The 19,340-nt window shown below is 54.8% G+C and carries 16 protein-coding genes; 9 read left to right on the forward strand and 7 right to left on the reverse strand.

Going from position 1 to position 19,340, the window contains the following annotated elements; all coding sequences use genetic code 11:
- Positions 1-61 precede the first annotated feature (61 nt).
- From ACQZQY_RS04775 to ACQZQY_RS04810, 8 genes are all read left to right on the forward strand, one after another.
- Positions 62-1,072: a LacI family DNA-binding transcriptional regulator gene (locus tag ACQZQY_RS04775; protein ID WP_056777172.1), complete on the forward strand. Its 1,011-nt coding sequence runs from the start codon at positions 62-64 to the stop codon at positions 1,070-1,072.
- A 137-nt stretch (positions 1,073-1,209) separates the two neighbouring features.
- Positions 1,210-3,336, forward strand: a complete 2,127-nt coding sequence (locus ACQZQY_RS04780) for an alpha-galactosidase (RefSeq protein ID WP_431296704.1) — start codon at positions 1,210-1,212, stop codon at positions 3,334-3,336.
- A 59-nt stretch (positions 3,337-3,395) separates the two neighbouring features.
- Entirely contained in the window at positions 3,396-4,682 is a 1,287-nt protein-coding gene (locus ACQZQY_RS04785; RefSeq protein ID WP_431296705.1) for an MFS transporter, read from the forward strand.
- Positions 4,683-4,728: 46 nt separating this feature from the next.
- The gene (locus tag ACQZQY_RS04790) at positions 4,729-5,784 is read left to right on the forward strand and encodes a LacI family DNA-binding transcriptional regulator (RefSeq protein WP_217204196.1); all 1,056 of its coding nucleotides are present in this window, start codon (positions 4,729-4,731) and stop codon (positions 5,782-5,784) included.
- Between the two features lie 213 nt (positions 5,785-5,997).
- A complete protein-coding gene (locus ACQZQY_RS04795; RefSeq protein ID WP_431296706.1) occupies positions 5,998-6,753 on the forward strand; it encodes a sugar phosphate isomerase/epimerase family protein in 756 nt (251 codons plus the stop codon).
- A gap of 22 nt (positions 6,754-6,775) precedes the next feature.
- A complete protein-coding gene (locus ACQZQY_RS04800) occupies positions 6,776-8,068 on the forward strand; it encodes an MFS transporter (protein ID WP_431296707.1) in 1,293 nt (430 codons plus the stop codon).
- Positions 8,068-9,045, forward strand: a complete 978-nt coding sequence (gene ghrB / locus ACQZQY_RS04805) for a glyoxylate/hydroxypyruvate reductase GhrB (RefSeq protein ID WP_056775900.1) — start codon at positions 8,068-8,070, stop codon at positions 9,043-9,045. The genes ACQZQY_RS04800 and ghrB overlap by 1 nt, the downstream gene beginning before the upstream one ends.
- Before the next feature lie 139 nt (positions 9,046-9,184).
- Positions 9,185-10,444, forward strand: coding sequence for a valine--pyruvate transaminase (locus ACQZQY_RS04810; RefSeq protein WP_056775902.1), 1,260 nt, complete (start codon positions 9,185-9,187; stop codon positions 10,442-10,444).
- A gap of 70 nt (positions 10,445-10,514) precedes the next feature.
- Here ACQZQY_RS04810 and ibpB read toward each other — a convergent pair whose 3' ends face one another.
- On the reverse strand, positions 10,515-10,949 hold the full coding sequence (gene ibpB, locus ACQZQY_RS04815; RefSeq protein WP_122097140.1) for a small heat shock chaperone IbpB: 435 nt from the start codon (positions 10,947-10,949) through the stop codon (positions 10,515-10,517).
- A gap of 140 nt (positions 10,950-11,089) precedes the next feature.
- A complete protein-coding gene (gene ibpA, locus ACQZQY_RS04820) occupies positions 11,090-11,500 on the reverse strand; it encodes a small heat shock chaperone IbpA (RefSeq protein WP_122097139.1) in 411 nt (136 codons plus the stop codon).
- Positions 11,501-11,894: 394 nt separating this feature from the next.
- Between ibpA and ACQZQY_RS04825 the strand changes: the two genes are divergently transcribed.
- Positions 11,895-12,272 (forward strand): YceK/YidQ family lipoprotein, encoded by a 378-nt coding sequence (locus ACQZQY_RS04825; protein WP_056775908.1) that lies wholly within the window; start codon positions 11,895-11,897, stop codon positions 12,270-12,272.
- Positions 12,273-12,313: 41 nt separating this feature from the next.
- On the opposite strand, the gene ACQZQY_RS04830 is transcribed toward ACQZQY_RS04825, so the two are convergent.
- The 5 genes from ACQZQY_RS04830 to dnaN form a co-directional block, all read right to left on the reverse strand.
- Positions 12,314-13,579, reverse strand: coding sequence for a DUF3748 domain-containing protein (locus ACQZQY_RS04830; RefSeq protein ID WP_431296708.1), 1,266 nt, complete (start codon positions 13,577-13,579; stop codon positions 12,314-12,316).
- A 170-nt stretch (positions 13,580-13,749) separates the two neighbouring features.
- The gene (gene yidA, locus ACQZQY_RS04835) at positions 13,750-14,565 is read right to left on the reverse strand and encodes a sugar-phosphatase (protein WP_056775912.1); all 816 of its coding nucleotides are present in this window, start codon (positions 14,563-14,565) and stop codon (positions 13,750-13,752) included.
- A gap of 142 nt (positions 14,566-14,707) precedes the next feature.
- Positions 14,708-17,122, reverse strand: coding sequence for a DNA topoisomerase (ATP-hydrolyzing) subunit B (gene gyrB, locus ACQZQY_RS04840; RefSeq protein WP_136375950.1), 2,415 nt, complete (start codon positions 17,120-17,122; stop codon positions 14,708-14,710).
- A gap of 19 nt (positions 17,123-17,141) precedes the next feature.
- On the reverse strand, positions 17,142-18,230 hold the full coding sequence (gene recF / locus ACQZQY_RS04845) for a DNA replication/repair protein RecF (RefSeq protein ID WP_056775916.1): 1,089 nt from the start codon (positions 18,228-18,230) through the stop codon (positions 17,142-17,144).
- A gap of 9 nt (positions 18,231-18,239) precedes the next feature.
- Complete coding sequence (gene dnaN, locus ACQZQY_RS04850) at positions 18,240-19,340, reverse strand: DNA polymerase III subunit beta (RefSeq protein WP_431296709.1); 1,101 nt, start codon at positions 19,338-19,340, stop codon at positions 18,240-18,242.

Genomic DNA, 19,340 nt, shown 5'->3' on the forward strand with positions numbered 1-19,340 from the left:
GGCCCCGTTTTTATGCATCCTGTGTTATTCTGGCGTTCTCACCTGCGTAACGGATGCCAGTATGTCTCTGAAAGCTATCGCGAAAGATCTCGGTCTGTCTGTGACCACCGTCAGCCGTGCGCTGAACGGTTACGACGATGTTTCAGCGGACACTAAAGCGCGGGTACAGGCAGCGGCGGATTTACGCGGCTACCGGCCCAACACCCTCGCCCGCCGGTTAAAAATGGGCAAGATCGATGCCGTTGGCCTCATTTTCCCCTTCACTTCACATCCGTTAAGCAATTCAGCCTTTGTCGAAATGGTGGGCTGTATCACCCGCGAACTCGCGAAATATGAAATTGATCTGTTGCTGGTGCCGGATGAACTGGGCACGTTTTCGTGGCGACGCCTGATTGAAAGTAAACGCGTGGACGCCATGCTGGTCGCCCATACGCTGGATGATGATCCGCGCCTGCTGGATTTGCAGCAGCGCAACTTTCCGTTTCTGGCGCTCGGGCGCAGCCGTTGCCTGACGCAGGATTACGCCTGGTTCGATTTCGATAACCGCGCAGGCATGCAAATGGCGGTCGATCACCTCGCCACGCTTGGGCATCAGCGCATCGCGTTTCTCGGCGAAAATAATCAGCAGTCGTTTATCGGCCAGCGTCATCAGGGTTATCTCGACGGACTTCTGGCCCACAAACTGCCGCTTTACGACGGGTACGTGAACAAAGTCAGCCCAAGCCGCCGGGCCGGGTATCAGGCAACGCAGGCGTTGCTGGCCCTGCCGCTGCCCCCGACGGCGATTGTCTGTGACTGCAATATGCACGGTGAAGGCGCGGCACTGGCGTTGTACGAAGCCGGATTGCTGCTCAACGGCGGCGTATCACTGATTATTTATGACGGTTTACCCTCTGACAGCCTGCCAGACGTGGCGGTCACCGCCATCCGTCAGGGCACCCGGGAAGCGGTCGGCCTGCAAATCGCCGGCATGACGATGGCACTGATCCGTAACGAACCCGTAAGCGGTTTGCAGGTGCTCTGGCAACCAGAATTACAGGCGGGCGTCACCGCACATCCACCGCGTCAATAATTCCCCTTTCGGTTATTTTTCCACCCTATATCACAAATTTGCACCATCACATTTCCCATCCGAAACGTTTCGGATCAATAGTTACTCCACCAGATAGCGTTTTATCGCTGCAAATTACCCTGTGGAGTAGTGACACTATGGAAAACCCGATCGTCCATTTAACCAGCGAACACAGCAGCCTGATCGTCCGTTGTTCGCCGTTCGCTGAAATCCTCTACTGGGGAAACCGCCTGAGCCAGTTTTCGGCAGACGACGTCATCTCCCTCGCCCGCGCCGTACCCAATGGCCGTATTGATGTGGAAGCACCGGTGAATTTCAGCGCCGATTCAGGCCGGGGCTCGTTTGGTACGCCGGGCGTGGAAGGCCACCGCGACGGGCTGGACTGGTCGCCGGTATTCGATACCACGGACGTGAAACAGCAGGGAAATCAGCTGATCATTACCACCGAAGACGCCATCGCAGGTTTGCAATTTCGCAGCGAACTGCGCCTCGGTGACAGCGGCGTGTTGCAGATGCGCAATGCGCTGACCAGCCTGAAACCCGGCACCTATCAGGTGACGCGGCTGGCCGTCACGCTGCCGCTGCCGGAGCGCGCCGCCGAAGTGATGGCGTTTCATGGCCGCTGGATCAAAGAGTTCCAGCCGCACCGCACGCTGCTCGATCACGGCGGCATCATTCAGGAGAACCGCCGCGGGAAAACCTCTTCCGAATATTTCCCGGCGATGATGATCGGTCATCCGGGGTTTAGCGAGGAACAGGGCGAAGTCTGGGGAATACATCTCGGCTGGAGCGGTAACCACCGCCTGCGTGCCGACATCAAAATCGACGGTCGCCGTCTGGTCCAGGCCGAAGCGCTGTATCTGCCGGGCGAACAGCGTCTTGAACAGGGTGAAACGCTGGAAACGCCGTGGCTGTACGCCAGCTATTCTGCTGCCGGGCTGAACCGCATGAGTCAGCAGTTTCACCGCTTCGTGCGTGAAGATATTTTGCGTTTCCCCGGCGACAAACCGCGCCCCGTGCACCTCAATACCTGGGAAGGGATTTATTTCGATCACGATCCCGACTACATCATGCAGATGGCGACGGAATCCGCCGCGTTGGGCGTTGAACGCTTCATTATCGACGACGGCTGGTTCAAAGGGCGCGACCACGACCGCGCCGCGCTGGGTGACTGGTATCTCGATGAGAAGAAATACCCGAACGGCCTGAAACCGGTGATCGACCATGTGAAACAACTCGGCATGGAATTTGGTATCTGGGTCGAGCCGGAGATGATTAACCCGGATTCCGATTTATACCGCGCTCATCCCGACTGGCTGCTGGCCTTGCCGGGGTATCAGCAACCGAGCGGACGCCATCAGTTCGTGCTCGATCTGAACAATCCGCAGGTCTTTGATTATCTGGTGGAACGCATGAGCTGGCTGCTCGGTGAACACGATGTGGATTACGTGAAGTGGGACATGAACCGAGAAATCGTTCAGCCCGGCCACGAAGGCCACGCAGCGCTGACCACGCAAACCCGGCAGTTCTACCGCCTGCTCGACGTGCTGGGCGAACGTTTCCCGCAGATTGAATTTGAATCCTGCGCGTCCGGCGGTGGCCGCATTGATTTTGAAGTGCTCAAACGCAGCCACCGTTTCTGGACATCCGATAACAACGATGCGCTGGAACGGCAGAAAATTCAGCGCGGCATGAGCTATTTCTTCCCGCCGGAAGTGATGGGCTCGCACATCGGCAACAAACTGTGCCACGCCACGTCGCGCCAGCACAGCATTGAATTCCGCGGCCTGACGGCGCTGTTTGGCCACATGGGCATTGAGCTGGATCCGGTGAAAGAAGGCGAAGCCGAACGCGCCGGTTTTGCAAAATACACCCGTCTTCATCAGCAGCTTCGCCCGTTACTGCACAGCGGCGACGTTTACCGCGTGGATACGCAGGATGAAACGGTGCTGATTAACGGCGTGGTCAGCGAAAACAAAGATCGCGCCGTGTTTCTGGTCAGCCAGCTGGCGATGCCGACCTGGTCATTACCCGGTGTGTTACGCGTGCCGGGGCTGAAAACCGATGCCCGCTATCGCGTGACGGTGCTGGACGAACCGGCGCTGCTGGCGGGTGGCGGCAGCGGTCACACCATGCGGGTACAACCGGCGTGGCTGCATGCCTCTGTGGCATTGAGCGGTGAATGGCTGGCGAATGCCGGGCTGACGCTGCCGGTGCTGGATCCGGAAAGCGCCCTGCTTCTGGGCTTCGAAGAAATCAGATAACAACAAAAAAACGCCGGTACGACAGTGCCGGTTTTCATGGTTTCGGCAAGGAAATCACTATGAACCCTACACAAACTTCCGATCGTTGCTTCTATAAAAAAAATACTAACTTCTGGATATTTGGCAGCTATTTCTTCCTCTACTTCTTCATTATGGCGACCTGTTATCCGTTTTTACCGATCTGGCTGTCAGACGTTATCGGCCTGAGTAAAACTGAAACCGGCATCGTGTTTTCCAGCATGTCGCTGTTTGCCATTCTGTTTCAGCCGTTCTTCGGCATCATTTCTGACAAACTTGGCCTGAAAAAACATCTGTTGTGGATCATCGCCGTCCTGCTGTTTCTGTTTGCCCCGTTCTTCATTTACGTGTTTGCGCCTCTGCTGAAAATCAATATTGTGCTGGGCGCAATCCTGGGTGGTGCGTACATCGGCTTCGTCTTCGCGGGCGGTTCAGGGGCTACCGAGGCCTATATCGAAAGGGTCAGCCGCAGCAGTGCTTTTGAATATGGCAAAGCGCGTATGTTCGGCTGTTTCGGCTGGGGGATTTGCGCTTCCACCGCTGGCGTATTATTTAACATCAACCCGGATATCGTGTTCTGGATGGGCTCCGGCGCGGCAGTTATTCTGATGGTATTGCTGCTGATTTCCCGCCCGCAGGAAAACAAAAATGCGCAGGTGATGGACAAACTCGGGGCCAATCAGCCGCAATTCTCGCTGAAAACGGCGGCATTGCTGCTGAAAGAACGCAAACTGTGGATGTTGATTTTGTACGTGGTCGGTGTTGCCTGCGTTTACGACGTGTTTGATCAGCAGTTCGCCACCTTCTTCAAAACCTTCTTCTCCTCGCCGCAGCAGGGCACGGAAATGTTCGGCTACGTGACCACCGCCGGGGAATTGTGCAACGCGCTGATCATGTTCTGCTCACCCTGGATCATCAACCGCATCGGCGCGAAAAATACGCTGCTGCTGGCGGGGACGATCATGTCGATTCGCATCGTCGGCTCTTCGTTTGCCACCACGGCTGCCGAAGTGATTGTGCTGAAAATGCTGCATGCGCTGGAAGTGCCGTTCCTGCTGGTCGGCGTGTTCAAATACATCACCCAGATTTTTGATGTCCGGTTCTCGGCGACCATTTATCTGATTGGGTTTAACTTTGCCAAACAACTGGCGGCGATTTTCCTTTCTGCTTTCGCAGGCAGCCTGTATGACCGCATCGGGTTCAGCGATACCTATCTGATCCTCGGCGGTATCGCCTTTGGGGTGACGATCATATCCGCCTTTACGCTCAGCAGCAGACCGAAGCCTCAGGCGGTTTCCGCCGTGCGCACGGCCGAAGGTTTGCGCTGACTTGCGGTTACAGCCTTTCGACACTCTGTGCTAGTCTCCGTGGAATATGCATGAGGGGAGAAAGGTTGTGAGCAAAAAACAGGAACCGGGCGCGGCGGTTCGCGCTACGATACGTGACGTTGCCAGTGCAGCAAAAACCGGTAAAACCAGCGTTTCACGTTATCTCAACGGTGAAAAACACCTGCTGTCCGATGATCTCAAAGAGCGCATCGGACGGGCGATCTCCCTGCTGGATTATCAGCCCAGCCAGATGGCCCGCAGCCTGAAAAGCGGCCATACACGCCTGATCGGGCTGATCCTCGCCGATATCACGAATCCGTATTCTGTCGATGTGATGCGCGGCGTCGAAGCCGCCTGCCGTCAGGAAGGGCTGACGTTGCTGGTCTGCAACACCAATAACGAGCTCGATCAGGAAAAGCATTACCTGCAGTTACTCAGCAGCTACCGCGTGGATGGCATGGTGGTCAACGCCGTCGGGATGCGTGAAGCGGCGATCTCTACGCTGCAACAGGCCAATTTACCGATGGTGCTGATTGACCGCAAAGTCGCCGATTTTGCCTGTGACGTGATTGCACTGAACAACGTCGAAGCCACGCAGATGATGACCGATCATCTTCTGCAGCAAGGCTTTGAAGCCGTGCTTTTCGTCACCGAACCCGCCAACGTCAATACCCGCCTGGATCGCCTGCGCGCCTTTTTGCAGCGCATGCAGCAATCGCCAGAATGTATCGCCGAACAGGGCGAAATCGAGCTGAGCAACACGGCCGGGCTGGAGACGTTGCTGCGCGATTTTGTCGCACGCCATCCAGACAAACATAAAGCGGTGATGTGTGTGAACGGAGCGCTGACGTTACAGGTGGCACGCGCCCTGCGCAGGCTGGATATCACCTGGGGGCCGGACATCGGTCTGTCAGGTTTTGACGAACTGGTGTGGGCTGATCTTGCCGGCGTTGGGATCACCACGTTCAGGCAGCCGACGTATGAAATGGGCGTCGCAGCACTCGGCCAGCTGGTGACGCGCATTCAGGGCAGCACCGCACCGGTCAAAGACCTCGAATTCTCCGGCGAGCTGATTGCACGCGCCTCCACTGCACGCCGCTGATCGCTTTCTTCTCCCCTTTTCTCTCCCGTTCTTCGTGAGCGGGATCATGTTTCTGACCTTCGGGTCTTTTGATTGGAACCGGTTCCAATTAGGTTATATAAAGCGAAACAAATTATTAACAAGAACACGCAGCGCCATTTGTTCCACTAAGATAATGTCTTCTAAACGCTCGCTGGCACCGCATTCCGGTGCGTTTTAACAGGACAAAGAGTCATGCAAAGAGAGATCGTCATCGTTACTGCCGCTTACGGTAACAGCGTCGTCCGCGCCCTTGGCGGGCAGTCAGAACTGCTGCCGGTCATCGCTGCCGCGAAGGCCGACGGCGTGGAAATCCGCCGTGAACTCTTCTCCGGCGAAGAGCTGAACGCACTGCCGCAACTTGCTGAAAAGATTAAACAGAACGGGCTGTTCGCAGTGTATTCCGTGCCCTTCGCGCTGTTTAACACCGGCGGCAAGCTGAACCCTGACGCGGAACAGTATTTCGATGAGGCCCATACTTTAGGTGCCCGCACCATCAAGTTCTCACTCGGCGAGTTTGAGCCGGGCGCGGACCTGACGCCGCTGAAAGTGCTGCTGGCAGCGAAGCCCGTGAAGCTGGTGGTGGAAAATGACCAGTCGAGCGAATGCGGGATACTTTCGCGCATTAATGCCTTTATGTTTGCGGCTGAATCCCTGCACCTGCCGCTGGATATGACGTTCGACATGGCGAACTGGCTGTGGGTGGGACAGGATCCGGCAACGGCAGCTGAACGGCTGGCGCGTCACGTCGGTTACGTCCACGTCAAAGCGGCAGAAAAGCGTGGCGGAAAATGGCACGCCGTGGCACTCGATGACAGCGATGGCAGCTGGATCCCGTTACTGAAAGCCCTGCCTCAGGATGTGCCGCGAGGCATTGAATTCCCGCTCGAAGGGGAAGATTTGGTCGCCGTGACACGGTATTACGTCGAGCTGTTGCGTAAAATATACTGAGGATCCATCAGGAGAAACCGTTATGAACCAGTCCAGGATTGCACCGCGTCGCTGGTGGTACATCATGCCGATCGTGTTCATCACTTACAGTCTGGCTTATGTCGACCGCTCGAACTTCAGCTTCGCGTCGGCGGCCGGTATCAATGATGATCTCGGTATCACCAAAGGGATGTCATCCCTGCTGGGCGCACTGTTTTTCCTGGGTTATTTCTTTTTCCAAATCCCCGGCACCATTTACGCCGAAAGGCGCAGCGTTAAGAAACTGATTTTCTGGTGCTTATTGCTGTGGGGCGGGTTTGCCTCTCTGACCGGCGTGGTGAATAACATTCCCATGCTGGCCGCCATCCGCTTTGCGCTCGGCGTGGTCGAAGCCGCGGTGATGCCCGCGATGCTGGTGTACATCAGCAACTGGTTCACAAAGTCAGAGCGCTCACGCGCAAACACGTTTCTGATCCTGGGTAATCCGGTCACGGTGCTATGGATGTCGGTACTTTCCGGCTACCTGATCGAATCGTTTGGCTGGCGGGAAATGTTTATCTTCGAAGGTATTCCGGCCGTGATCTGGGCGGTTATCTGGTGGTTTACCGTCAAAGATAAACCCGAAGACGTCGGCTGGCTGAGCGCGCAGGAGAAAAAAGCCCTGAGCGAGCAGCTGGCAAAAGAGCAAAAAGAGATCCAGTCGGTGGGCGGTTATCGCGAAGCTTTCCGCTCGCGCAGCGTCATTCTTTTGTGTCTGCAATATTTCTTCTGGAGCATTGGGGTCTACGGCTTTGTGCTGTGGCTGCCATCGATCCTGCACGACGGTAAAGAGATGGGCATGGTCGAGGCGGGCTGGTTATCTTCCGCCCCCTATCTGGCCGCCACGCTCGCCATGATCCTGGTGTCGTGGGCCTCGGACAAAATGCAAAACCGCAAACTGTTTGTCTGGCCGCTGCTGCTCGTCGGTGCGCTGGCGTTCTTCGGCTCCTGGGCGACCGGCAGCCATAACTTCTGGCTGTCTTACGGTTTACTGGTCATCGCCGCGGCCGCTATGTACGCACCTTACGGCCCGTTCTTCGCCATCATTCCTGAAATGCTGCCTAAAAACGTCGCCGGTGGCGCGATGGCGCTGATCAACAGCCTTGGCGCGCTGGGCTCTTTCTTTGGTTCGTGGTTTGTTGGTTATCTGAACGGGAATACCGGCAGCCCTTCCGCCTCTTTTATTTTTATGGCCGTGTCGTTGCTGGTCTCCGCAGGCCTGACCCTGCTGGTGAAACCGCAGCAGGCCGCAACAAAACCTGAAGATGTTTCCTTAACCCAAGGGAGTAATAATTGATGAAGCCGTCTATTGTCCTGTACAAAAAACTGCCCGCCGATCTGCATCAACGTCTCGAACAGCACTTTTCTATCACTGAGGTGGATGGCATCACCGATGAAAACCGCGCTGCGGTGTTTGATGCGCTGCAAAATGCCGAAGGGTTACTGGGGTCTGGCGGCAAGATTGATAAAGAGCTGTTTGACCACGCGCCGCGTCTGCGTGCGGTATCCACCATTTCCGTGGGATACGACAATTTCGACGTGGCAGAGCTGACCCGCCGCGAAATTCCGATGATGCATACCCCGACCGCACTGACCGACACCGTGGCGGATACGGTCATGGCGCTGGTGCTTTCCACTGCGCGCCGCGTGGTGAATGTCGCCGAACGCGTGAAAGCCGGTGAATGGACAGACAACGTCGGCCCTGACTGGTTCGGCACCGACGTACACCATAAAACCATGGGCATCGTCGGCATGGGCCGCATCGGTCTGGCTCTGGCGCAGCGCGCACATTTCGGTTTCGACATGCCGATTCTGTATAACGCCCGCAGTCAGCATAAAGAAGCGGAAGAGAAGTTTGGCGCGCGCAAATGCGAGCTGGATGAGCTGCTGAAAACCGCTGATTTCGTCTGTATTCTGCTGCCGATGACCGAACAAACCTTCCATCTGATTGGCAAAGAAGAGCTGGGAAAAATGAAATCCAGCGCGATCCTGATCAGTGCCGGTCGCGGCCCGGTTATCGATGAACCTGCTCTGATTGAAGCCCTGAAAGCCGGGACGATTTATGGCGCAGGGATGGACGTGTTCGAGACAGAACCGCTGCCAAAAGATTCACCGTTACTGAGCCTGCCAAACGTGGTGGCGCTGCCACACATCGGCTCTGCCACGCATGAAACCCGTTACGACATGGCCGCCTGCGCCGTCGATAACCTGATCGCCGCCCTGACCGGCGAGGTGAAAGAGTTCTGCGTTAACCCGGAAGTGTTGAAGAAGTAAGTTTCATCGCCCCGCAGTGATCCTCCCCTTCCGGCACGTCCGGGAGAGGAGGACATTTCAAAACCCGGTGGTCCGATTGCACTGCTTTGCCGCAGGCGTTATTGTGGACATCACATTTCGATAACATACAAAGCTTTCTATGACGTTTTCTGCTTTCGGTGACAAATTTACCCGTTTTTCAGGCATCACCCGCCTGATGGGCGACATGAATGACGGTTTACGCACGCCCGGCGCGGTGATGCTCGGCGGCGGTAATCCGGCGCAAATTCCTGAGATGCAGGATTATTTCCAGACGTTGCTCAGCGAAATGCTGGCCACTGGCAAGCTGACTGAAGCCTTGTGTAATTACGATGGCCCGCAGGGCAAAGACGTTCTGCGCCATGCACTGGCAGAAATGTTACAGAAAGAACTGGGCTGGCAGCTGGATGCGCAAAACATTGCGCTGACCAACGGCAGCCAGAGCGCCTTCTTCTATTTGTTCAATCTGTTCGCCGGACGTCGCGCCGACGGCAGCATGTCAAAAGTGTTGTTCCCGCTGGCACCGGAATATCTGGGATATGCCGATGCCGGGCTGGATGAAAACCTGTTTGTCTCGGCCAAGCCGAACATCGAATTGCTGCCGGAAGGCCAGTTCAAATATCACGTCGATTTCGATCATCTGAACATTTCCGATGACATTGGCCTTATCTGCGTCTCACGCCCGACCAACCCGACCGGCAACGTCATCACCGACGAAGAGCTGATCCGCCTCGACGCACTGGCACAGCAAAAGAATATTCCACTGTTAATCGATAACGCCTATGGCGTGCCGTTCCCTGGCATCGTCTTTACCGACGCCACGCCGCTGTGGAATCCGAACATCATTCTGTGCATGAGCCTGTCGAAACTCGGCCTGCCAGGGTCGCGCTGCGGTATCGTGATCGCCGATGAGAAAATCATCAAAGCGATCAGTAACATGAACGGCATTATCAGCCTGTCTCCGGGCAGCGTCGGCCCGGCCATCGCCCATGAGATGATTGCGCGCGGCGATTTGCTGCGTCTTTCCGAAGAGGTGATCAAACCCTTCTATTTCCAGCGCGTGCAGGAAACCATCGCCACGCTGCGCCGTTATCTGCCGGAAGAACGTTGCCTGATCCATAAACCGGAAGGGGCGATTTTCCTGTGGCTGTGGTTTAAAGATTTACCGATCACCACCGAAGTGCTGTATCAGCGCCTGAAACAGCGCGGCGTGCTGATGGTGCCAGGCGATTACTTCTTCCCCGGGCTTGAGCATCCGTGGGCGCATACGCACCAGTGCATGCGCATGAATTACGTGCCGGACGCCGAGCAAATCGAGCGCGGCGTGCAGATTCTGGCGGAAGAAGTGGAAAAAGCGCACGCGGAAACGCAGGCACTCTGAGCCGATTTACAGGCATAAAAAAACCGGGGTTCATCACCCCGGTTTTCTGTTTACGCTGAATGTTCAGATCTTATGACGGCTGGTTTTCCAGCGCAGGTTTTTCACTGCCGATCGCGATTTTCTGCGGTTGCAGCGCTTCCGGTACATCACGCACCAGGCTGATGTGCAGCAAACCGTTGACGAACTCGGCTGCTGACACATGCATATGCTCAGCCAGCGTGAAACTCAGGGTAAAAGGTTTGATGACCAGGCCCTGATGCAGGTATTCCACCTTCGTTTCCGCCTGTTCCGGCGTACCGCTGACGGTTAAACGCGGCCCTTCCACTTCTATATTCAGGTCACTTTGTTTAAAACCGGCCAGTGCCAGCGAGATGCGATAATGGTTATCGTCTGACTTCTCGATGTTATACGGCGGAAATGCCTGATCGGAACCCTGCATTGAACTGGCTAATTTATCGAAACCAATCCACTGACGCAGTAACGGGGAAATATCATAATTACGCATGGTGTAACTCCTTCTTTGAAGCGAGATTAACAATTCCGTCCTCCATTTTGGATGTGACGGTTCAGCTCCCTGACGGCGAGCCTAAACTTTTTCATTTTCTGACGGTCAATATCCTGATTAACGGGATAGCGACCGTTGAATTAACGAATGTCGATACGGCGCGGTTTTGATGATTCAGGAACAATACGTTCCAGATCGATATACAGCAGGCCATTGGACAAATTAGCGGCTTTAATTTGAATATGCTCTGCCAGCTGGAATTTGCGTTCGAAATTACGCTCAGCAATGCCCTGATATAAATAGGTGCGGTCGGTTTCTGTCGGCGCATGCGCACCTTTAACCACCAGCATGTTGTCGTGAGCCGTGATGTCCAGCTCGGATTCTGCGAAACCGGCTACCGCGATAGCAATCCGGTAATGGTTTTCGTCAACCAGCTCGACATTATAAGGGGGATATCCGCCACCCTGATTCTGACCCGATTCGATGAGATTAAATAAACGGTCAAAACCAATGGCAGAACGGTACAACGGGGATAAATCAAAATTACGCATTCTTACTTCTCCTGATATTCAGCGAGTGTTTGTTTTTAGCCCTCCGGTCGGACAGGCTGCAACGCATTCCTTCATAACAAACGGTCATGAGAAAAGATCCCTTACGGCGTATCTTTCTGCGTCTCCCTTTAAAAATGGAGACGAAAGGAATATTTTCAAGCGGGGAAAAACAAAAAAATTTCGTTTTCGTTGAACCGGAATAGCCAAAATACAGCACAACGACAGGCGAAAAATCAGGGACAGCAGGCAGTTTCCTGCAGGATTTCAAATAGTAATTACACTTAATGGGATCGCAGCCACAGAGCTACAGCTTGCTTTGTTAATTTTTTGTGTTGAGTGTTATAAGTCACCTTGACTTAAAAGCTCAGCCTGACAGCATAAGATGAGTTCTAACATGATGAAATTTGCATTAACGCCGCTGATGACAGGATGCGTTTTTTTAGCGACGAGCGGTTGCTCCAGCGTGATGAGCCATACAGGGGGTGACACCGGATATTATTCCGGCGCCCGTGCTGATGTGAATATGATAAAAAGCGATGACACCAGCTGGGCCATGACGCCGCTGCTGTTGATCGATTTACCGTTCAGTGCCGCGCTGGATACGCTGCTGCTGCCTTATGATTATTATCGCAGCGGGAAAGTGACGACGCGCGATCGCGTCAAAGCCAGCGAAGAACGCAATATCGCGCTGAGTAACGGGGTCGATATCGATCACATCCCGCCAATGACCACCTCCGATCGCGGTCACAAATCTTCGGCACATAAAAAGTAACCCCATGAAACCGGCCAGAACAGGCCGGTTTTTAACAAACGTTAATCACTGTCTGCCACGCAAATCTGCGCATATCCTTCAAACTGACGCATAAACGCCACTTTACGGCCATCCGGTGAATACACGACCGCGTCAGCGCACGGGGCAATATCCGATCGTGGCGTTAACCGCTGCATCTCTCCGCTTTGCACATCCAGACGCATCACGCTGTTATCGCAGATCAGCGCCAGGGATTTTCCGTCCGGGCGCCAGCTGAACGCAGACTGAATTCCCTGAACGCCATGGCTGATTTGCACCGGCTCACCGCCGTTGGGCGAAACCGTCCACACCTGCACCACCGCGTTATGATCTTTCATCAGAAAGGCTATCTGTGTGCCGTCCGGTGACGAACGCAGCCAGTGGCGCGGCTGGGTGGCGATGCCGTTTTCGGTAAACGTGATTCGCCGTTGCTTTACCCCCGCCGGTGGCGCAGGCAGCGTTTCCGGCGTGCCCTGCAAGGGTTTATCACCGGCCTTGCGGTAATCCGCATCATTTTCCGGCAAATCCACCACAAAGATTTCCGGGTGCTTTTCGCCCTCTGCTGAAAGCGTGTCGCCGATAAAGGCCAGTGCCCGGCGCTGACGGGAACCATCGGCTTTCACATAGCCTTCCTGTCCGATCCAGCCTTCTTCATAAGCACGGTTGATGTCATCGCTGCCGGGCTGAGGAGCAGGCGTGGTGTCGCTGACCAGCACGCTGAAATGGCTGCCATCGTATTCGCGGGGATGCTGTTTTGCTGAGGTCACAGGACCACCGGCAAGGGCGATGCCGACATTACGCAGATCAAGCACCGGATCGTGCTCATGCAAAACGTGGTCGTTATAGGTGAAACTCAGACGGGAGCCGTCCGGGCTGAAAACATGAACGTGCGTCCCCCCGCGCAACGCGCCGGGAGTGTAAGGCGCGGTGATGTCCAGGGCATCCAGCGTGACGGCCTGTTCGCGCGCGGGTTCAGAGACGATGACCCCGCGACGATGATGGAAATCATACTGCCACAGGGCATCGGGATTTTCCGGGCCATGAATAAACGCGTAACGGGCGGGCTCATCCGGGCTGACCGTCACCACACCCACGTGTGCGCCGTCCTTCGCCTGGTAAAGCACCTGAGTTTCACCGGTTTCAACATTCACCCGCTCAATGGTTGAGCCGGTAAAAGAACCGCCATGCGGACGCACGTCATACACCAGCCACTGACTGTCCGGCGTCCAGACGTTGATATTGGTGAGCTGATGCCCGCGGGCATCCGTAGTGAGTTGTTTTTCGGTCATGCGTTCAGGTGTGCCCTGCCGTTCAAGGAGTGCCTAAGAATAGGGGACTCAAACGGCAGTGGCAATCTTCAGCAATCGCCGACACCTTTCACTTCCCCGACCAGGAAGAGATAAGACAACGCGCCCATAATGCACCGGGGAAGAAAACAGGCCGCAACTATCAGAGAGGATCAGTGGCCCAGCACGAACTTATTCACGGCAAACGCCACACCGTCTTCGGTGTTGGTTTTAGTGACGAACTGGCTGACGGCTTTCACGCTGTCGAGCGCGTTCCCCATCGCGACGCCAATACCCGCAAACTCCAGCATAGCAATGTCGTTTTCCTGATCGCCCAGCGTCATTACGTTTTCGCGCGCGATGCCCAGTTTTTCCGTCAGCGTCTTCACGCCTTCGCCTTTATTGACGCGCTTATCCAGGATTTCGAGGAAGTACGGCGAACTTTTCATGATGGTATAGCGCTCTTTGGCTTGCGCCGGAAGCTGGCTGATGGCGCGATCCAGCAGTTCAGGATCGTCAATCATCATGATTTTTGGGAAGGTCAGCGACGGATCCATTTCCTCAGCCGGACAGAATTGCAACGGTATACCGGTGGTGAACGACTCATGCACGGTATAGCGGCTGACGTGGCGGTTGGCAGTGAACAGATCGGTTTTGGTCAGTGCATGGAAATGCACACCCAGCTCACGAGCGAGTTTCTCAAAGTAGTGATAATCGTCAATCTCGAGGGCTATTTCGGCAATCACGCTGCCATCTTTCGCATTGTGCACCAGCGCGCCATTGTTGGTGATGCAGTAACAACCGTCCTGCTGCAAATCCAGTTCCTGCAAATAACGCTGCACGCCAATGAAAGGACGCCCGGTCGCCAGAACGATTTGCACGCCTTTGGCACGCGCATCGGAGAGCGCTTTTTTTACCGCAGGCGTGACTTCGTGCTGCGGATTGAGCAAGGTTCCGTCCATATCAATTGCAATCAATTCAATAGCCATAGCATCCTCAGAGTTTGATTAATCTTTCTCAATGCTAACGCGATCACCCGCTGTAAAGCCAGTCAGAATGCGGGCTGCGTCAGACGAAAAAAAAGTCCGAAGCGGTTTCCCGGTTCGGACTCTTTATCAGCTTATGCCACTATCAGATATCGATATTGGCCGCTTTCAGGGCATTCTCTTCGATGAAGGCACGGCGCGGTTCAACCGCATCGCCCATCAGGGTCGTGAACAACTGGTCAGCCGCAATGGCATCTTTCACGGTCACGCGCAGCATGCGACGTTGTGTTGGATCCATAGTGGTTTCCCACAGTTGCTCAGGGTTCATTTCACCCAGACCTTTATAACGCTGGATCGACAGACCGCGACGTGACTCTTTCACCAGCCATTCCAGCGCCTGCTCAAAGCTGGTCACTGGCTGACGGCGTTCGCCACGTTCGATGTAAGCGTCTTCTTCAATCAGGCCGCGCAGTTTTTCACCCAGCGTACAGATTTTGCGGTATTCGCCGCCCTGAATGAAGTCTGCATCCAGATCGTAATCGGTATCCACACCGTGAGTACGAATACGCAGGATTGGCTCGAACAGCTGGTGTTCGAGATTTTCACGCACAATCGCACTGTAGCTGCTGCCGTGCTGCTCTTTTTCGTTGAGCAGGGACACCAGCGTTTCGATCCATTCCTTCACTTTCGCTTCGTCAGCGAGCTCAGCACCGGCTAAGGTTGGCTGATAGATCAGGTTGTTCAGCAGCGCACGCGGATAACGACGTTCCATACGGCCAATCATTTTCTGCACGCTATGATGTTCAGCGACCAGTTTCTCCAGCGGTTCACCCGCCAGGGCTGGTGCATGGGCGTTGGCGTGTAACGTTGCCCCGTCCATCGCAATGGAGATCTGATACTGATCCATCGCTTCATCATCTTTAATGTACTGTTCCTGCTTGCCTTTTTTCACTTTGTACAACGGTGGCTGTGCGATAAACACGTGACCACGTTCCACAATTTCAGGCATCTGACGGTAGAAGAAGGTCAGCAGCAGGGTACGGATGTGTGAACCATCGACGTCGGCATCGGTCATGATGATGATGCTGTGATAGCGCAGTTTGTCCGGGTTGTATTCGTCACGGCCAATGCCACAACCGAGCGCGGTAATCAGCGTCGCCACTTCCTGAGAAGAGAGCATTTTGTCGAAGCGCGCTTTCTCAACGTTGAGGATTTTACCTTTCAACGGCAGAATCGCCTGGTTCTTACGGTTACGGCCTTGTTTTGCAGAGCCGCCCGCTGAGTCCCCTTCCACTAAGTACAGTTCGGAATGAGCCGGGTCACGTTCCTGGCAGTCAGCCAGTTTGCCTGGCAAACCAGCCAGATCCAGCGCGCCCTTACGACGGGTCATTTCACGTGCTTTACGGGCTGCTTCACGCGCACGGGCTGCATCAATGATTTTCCCGACAACGATTTTCGCATCCGCCGGGTTTTCCATCAGATAATCCACCAGCTTCTCGTTCATCAGTGACTCAACGGCTGTCTTCACTTCGGAAGAAACCAGTTTGTCTTTGGTCTGAGAAGAGAACTTAGGATCCGGCACTTTCACCGAAACCACGGCAATCAGGCCTTCACGGGCATCGTCGCCGGTGGCACTGATTTTGGATTTTTTGCTGTAGCCTTCTTTATCCATGTACGCGTTCAGCGTACGGGTCATCGCAGAACGGAAGCCCACCAGATGGGTGCCGCCGTCGCGCTGTGGGATATTGTTGGTAAAGCAGTAAATATTTTCCTGGAAACCGTCATTCCACTGCAACGCCACTTCCACACCGATATCGTCTTTCACGGTTGAGAAATAGAACACCGTCGGGTGAATTGGGGTTTTGTTTTTATTCAGGTATTCCACAAAGGCTTTGATACCGCCTTCATAATGGAAGTGATCGTTCTTGCCGTCGCGCTTATCCAGCAAGCGGATCGCCACACCCGAGTTCAGGAACGACAGTTCACGCAGGCGTTTCGCCAGAATGTCGTACTCGAATTCAGTCTGATTGGTAAAGGTGTTAAAGCTCGGCCAGAAACGCACGGTGGTACCGGTCACGTCGGTATCGCCCACGACTTTCAAGGGTTCCTGTGGCTCACCGTGCACGTAAGTCTGGGTGTGCACTTTGCCTTCACGACGGATAACCAGTTCCAGTTTTTCCGACAGGGCGTTAACGACGGAAACACCCACGCCATGCAAACCGCCGGACACTTTGTACGAGTTATCGTCAAATTTACCACCGGCATGAAGTACGGTCATGATGACCTGAGCAGCTGAAACGCCCTCTTCTTCGTGAATGCCGGTTGGAATACCACGACCATCATCCTGCACGGAAACAGAGTTATCCGCATGGATCGTGACCTGAATCTCTTTACAGTGGCCCGCGAGGGCTTCGTCGATAGCGTTGTCCACAACCTCGAATACCATGTGGTGCAGACCAGTGCCGTCATCGGTATCGCCGATATACATGCCCGGGCGCTTACGCACCGCGTCCAGCCCTTTTAATACCTTGATACTTGAGGAGTCATAAGAATTCGACATCAACGTTTCTCGCTCATTTTTAGTCCTGTGATAGAACGGCTATTTTACCTTGTTCCACGCGGAACATCTTGCCCTTTTCACCCATCATGTCGGTCACTTGCTCAGCGCTTATCGCACTGACAAAAACCTGTGCCTGGGTGGCTTTCAGGCGATCGGCCAGCAACCGACGTCGGTCGGCGTCCAGCTCGGAGGCAAAATCGTCAAGAAGATACAGGCAACGCCGCCCGCTCTGTCGGGTGAGAAACTCACCCTGCGCTAATCTGAGCGCACACATCAGTAATTTCAGCTGCCCACGGGACAGCAAATCTTCCACCGGCGTACCGTCGGCACGAATGCGGAAATCCGCTTTGTGCGGACCTGACGCGGTATACGTTAAGGCTCTGTCGCGTTCAAAATTACGCTCCAGCAACTCGCCGTACTCGGTTTCCTTGTCCCATCCACGCTGGAAAGAAAAACTGAGGGCGAATTCGGGCAGGAATTGCGCGCAGGTCGCGCTGATATCAGCCGCGATCGCTTCGCTGTATGCTGCCCGCCATTCGCTAATGCGCTCGGCTAACGGGATCAATTCCTGATCCCAGGCACGAATTTGCGCATAACGACTCACCTGTCGCAGCGCGGCGTTGCGCTGCTTGAGTAACCGTCGCAGGTTGCTCCAGGCGATAAAAAAACCGGGATCGTGATGGAAACAACCCCAGTCGATAAATGCCCGCCGGTACTTCGGCCCGCCATTAAGCAGGGTGAAACCTTCGGGGGTGATAAGTTGCATGGGCAGCATCTGGGCCAGTTCAGACACTTTGTGCCCGTCAGTGCCATCAATGCGCACTTTGCTGTCGCCCTGTCGGCTTTTACTCAGACCGATCGACACTTCGCGATCGCCACCATCATCCACACGGGCATGGAGAACAAACTCCGGCTGATCGTGACGGATAACGCGCCCGGCCTGCAAACTGCGAAAAGCGCGGCCATGCCCCAGGGTATACACCGCTTCGAGCACACTGGTTTTACCGCTGCCGTTGGGACCGACCAGAAAGTTAAAACCAGGCGACGGATCTAAATCCGCCGCCTCAATGTTGCGGAAATCTTTTATCAGTAAGCGCGTTAAGGCCATTAATTCAGACTAGAGCCTCATCGGCATGACAACATACGCGGCCGACTGGCTGGCAGCGTCTTCGATCTGCACGCTGGAGACGGAGTCCGTCAGCAGCAGATTAACGTCTTCGCACTTGAGCGCATTCAGCACATCGAGCACGTAACTGACGTTAAAGCCGATTTCCATTTCGGTACCTTCGTAACCGACATCCAGAATTTCTTCTGCTTCTTCCTGTTCCGGGTTATTCGCGGTGATTTTCAGCTGGTTATGGCTGACATACAAACGCACGCCGCGGAATTTTTCATTGGACAGGATCGCTGCACGGGCAAACGCCTGTTTCAGCAAATCGCACCCCGCCTGCAGCGTTTTGTCCGGATTTTTCGGCAATACGCGGCGATAGTCAGGGAAGCGACCGTCGACCAGTTTAGACGTAAAGATGAAGTCGCCGACGTGAGCACGGATATTGTTGCTGCCAATTTGCAGTTGCAATATGGTGTCACCGCCGTCGAGCAGACGCACCAGTTCCATCACACCTTTACGAGGCACGATCACTGAATGCGACGGCAAAGACTGGCCGATAGGCATTGAACACACGGCCAGACGGTGGCCGTCGGTCGCGACGGTACGCAGTTCTTCCCCTTCGGTTTCGAACAGCATGCCGTTTAAATAGTAACGAACGTCCTGATGCGCCATAGAGAACTGCGTGGCTTCGATCAGACGTTTCAACGTGGCCTGCGGCAGGGTGAATTCTACTTCGCTTTGCCAGTCGTCGAGATTAGGGAAATCTGTGGCCGGCAAGGTCGACAGCGAGAAACGGCTGCGGCCTGATTTTACCAGCATGCGGTCGCCGTCGAGAGCGACGGAAATTTCCGCGCCTTCCGGCAATCCACGGCAGATATCAAAGAATTTACGCGCCGGCACCGTGGTGGCACCCGCTTCATGTGGCTGAGACAGCGCGACTTTCGCCACCATCTCCATTTCCAGATCCGTCCCGGTCAGCGACAGCGCGCCATCCGTCACCTGTAATAACAGGTTACCCAGAATAGGCAGCGTTGGTCGTCCACCCAGCGGGCTACTGACCTGTTGCAGTGGTTTCAGTAAATGCTCACGTTCAACAATAAATTTCAT

It is taken from the genome of Rahnella sp. PAMC25559 (assembly GCF_050632365.1).
GTDB classification, from domain to species: Bacteria; Pseudomonadota; Gammaproteobacteria; order Enterobacterales; family Enterobacteriaceae; genus Rahnella; species Rahnella rivi.

What these genes read in the sequence shown, in the direction of transcription:
- ACQZQY_RS04775 (WP_056777172.1), top strand. Translation starts at nt 62, where the DNA reads ATGTCTCTGAAAGCTATCGCGAAAGATCTCGGTCTGTCTGTGACCACC.
- ACQZQY_RS04780 (WP_431296704.1), top strand. Translation starts at nt 1,210, where the DNA reads ATGGAAAACCCGATCGTCCATTTAACCAGCGAACACAGCAGCCTGATC.
- ACQZQY_RS04785 (WP_431296705.1), top strand. Translation starts at nt 3,396, where the DNA reads ATGAACCCTACACAAACTTCCGATCGTTGCTTCTATAAAAAAAATACT.
- ACQZQY_RS04790 (WP_217204196.1), top strand. Translation starts at nt 4,729, where the DNA reads ATGCATGAGGGGAGAAAGGTTGTGAGCAAAAAACAGGAACCGGGCGCG.
- ACQZQY_RS04795 (WP_431296706.1), top strand. Translation starts at nt 5,998, where the DNA reads ATGCAAAGAGAGATCGTCATCGTTACTGCCGCTTACGGTAACAGCGTC.
- ACQZQY_RS04800 (WP_431296707.1), top strand. Translation starts at nt 6,776, where the DNA reads ATGAACCAGTCCAGGATTGCACCGCGTCGCTGGTGGTACATCATGCCG.
- ghrB (WP_056775900.1), top strand. Translation starts at nt 8,068, where the DNA reads ATGAAGCCGTCTATTGTCCTGTACAAAAAACTGCCCGCCGATCTGCAT.
- ACQZQY_RS04810 (WP_056775902.1), top strand. Translation starts at nt 9,185, where the DNA reads ATGACGTTTTCTGCTTTCGGTGACAAATTTACCCGTTTTTCAGGCATC.
- ibpB (WP_122097140.1), bottom strand. Translation starts at nt 10,949, where the DNA reads ATGCGTAATTATGATATTTCCCCGTTACTGCGTCAGTGGATTGGTTTC.
- ibpA (WP_122097139.1), bottom strand. Translation starts at nt 11,500, where the DNA reads ATGCGTAATTTTGATTTATCCCCGTTGTACCGTTCTGCCATTGGTTTT.
- ACQZQY_RS04825 (WP_056775908.1), top strand. Translation starts at nt 11,895, where the DNA reads ATGATGAAATTTGCATTAACGCCGCTGATGACAGGATGCGTTTTTTTA.
- ACQZQY_RS04830 (WP_431296708.1), bottom strand. Translation starts at nt 13,579, where the DNA reads ATGACCGAAAAACAACTCACTACGGATGCCCGCGGGCATCAGCTCACC.
- yidA (WP_056775912.1), bottom strand. Translation starts at nt 14,565, where the DNA reads ATGGCTATTGAATTGATTGCAATTGATATGGACGGAACCTTGCTCAAT.
- gyrB (WP_136375950.1), bottom strand. Translation starts at nt 17,122, where the DNA reads ATGTCGAATTCTTATGACTCCTCAAGTATCAAGGTATTAAAAGGGCTG.
- recF (WP_056775916.1), bottom strand. Translation starts at nt 18,230, where the DNA reads ATGGCCTTAACGCGCTTACTGATAAAAGATTTCCGCAACATTGAGGCG.
- dnaN (WP_431296709.1), bottom strand. Translation starts at nt 19,340, where the DNA reads ATGAAATTTATTGTTGAACGTGAGCATTTACTGAAACCACTGCAACAG.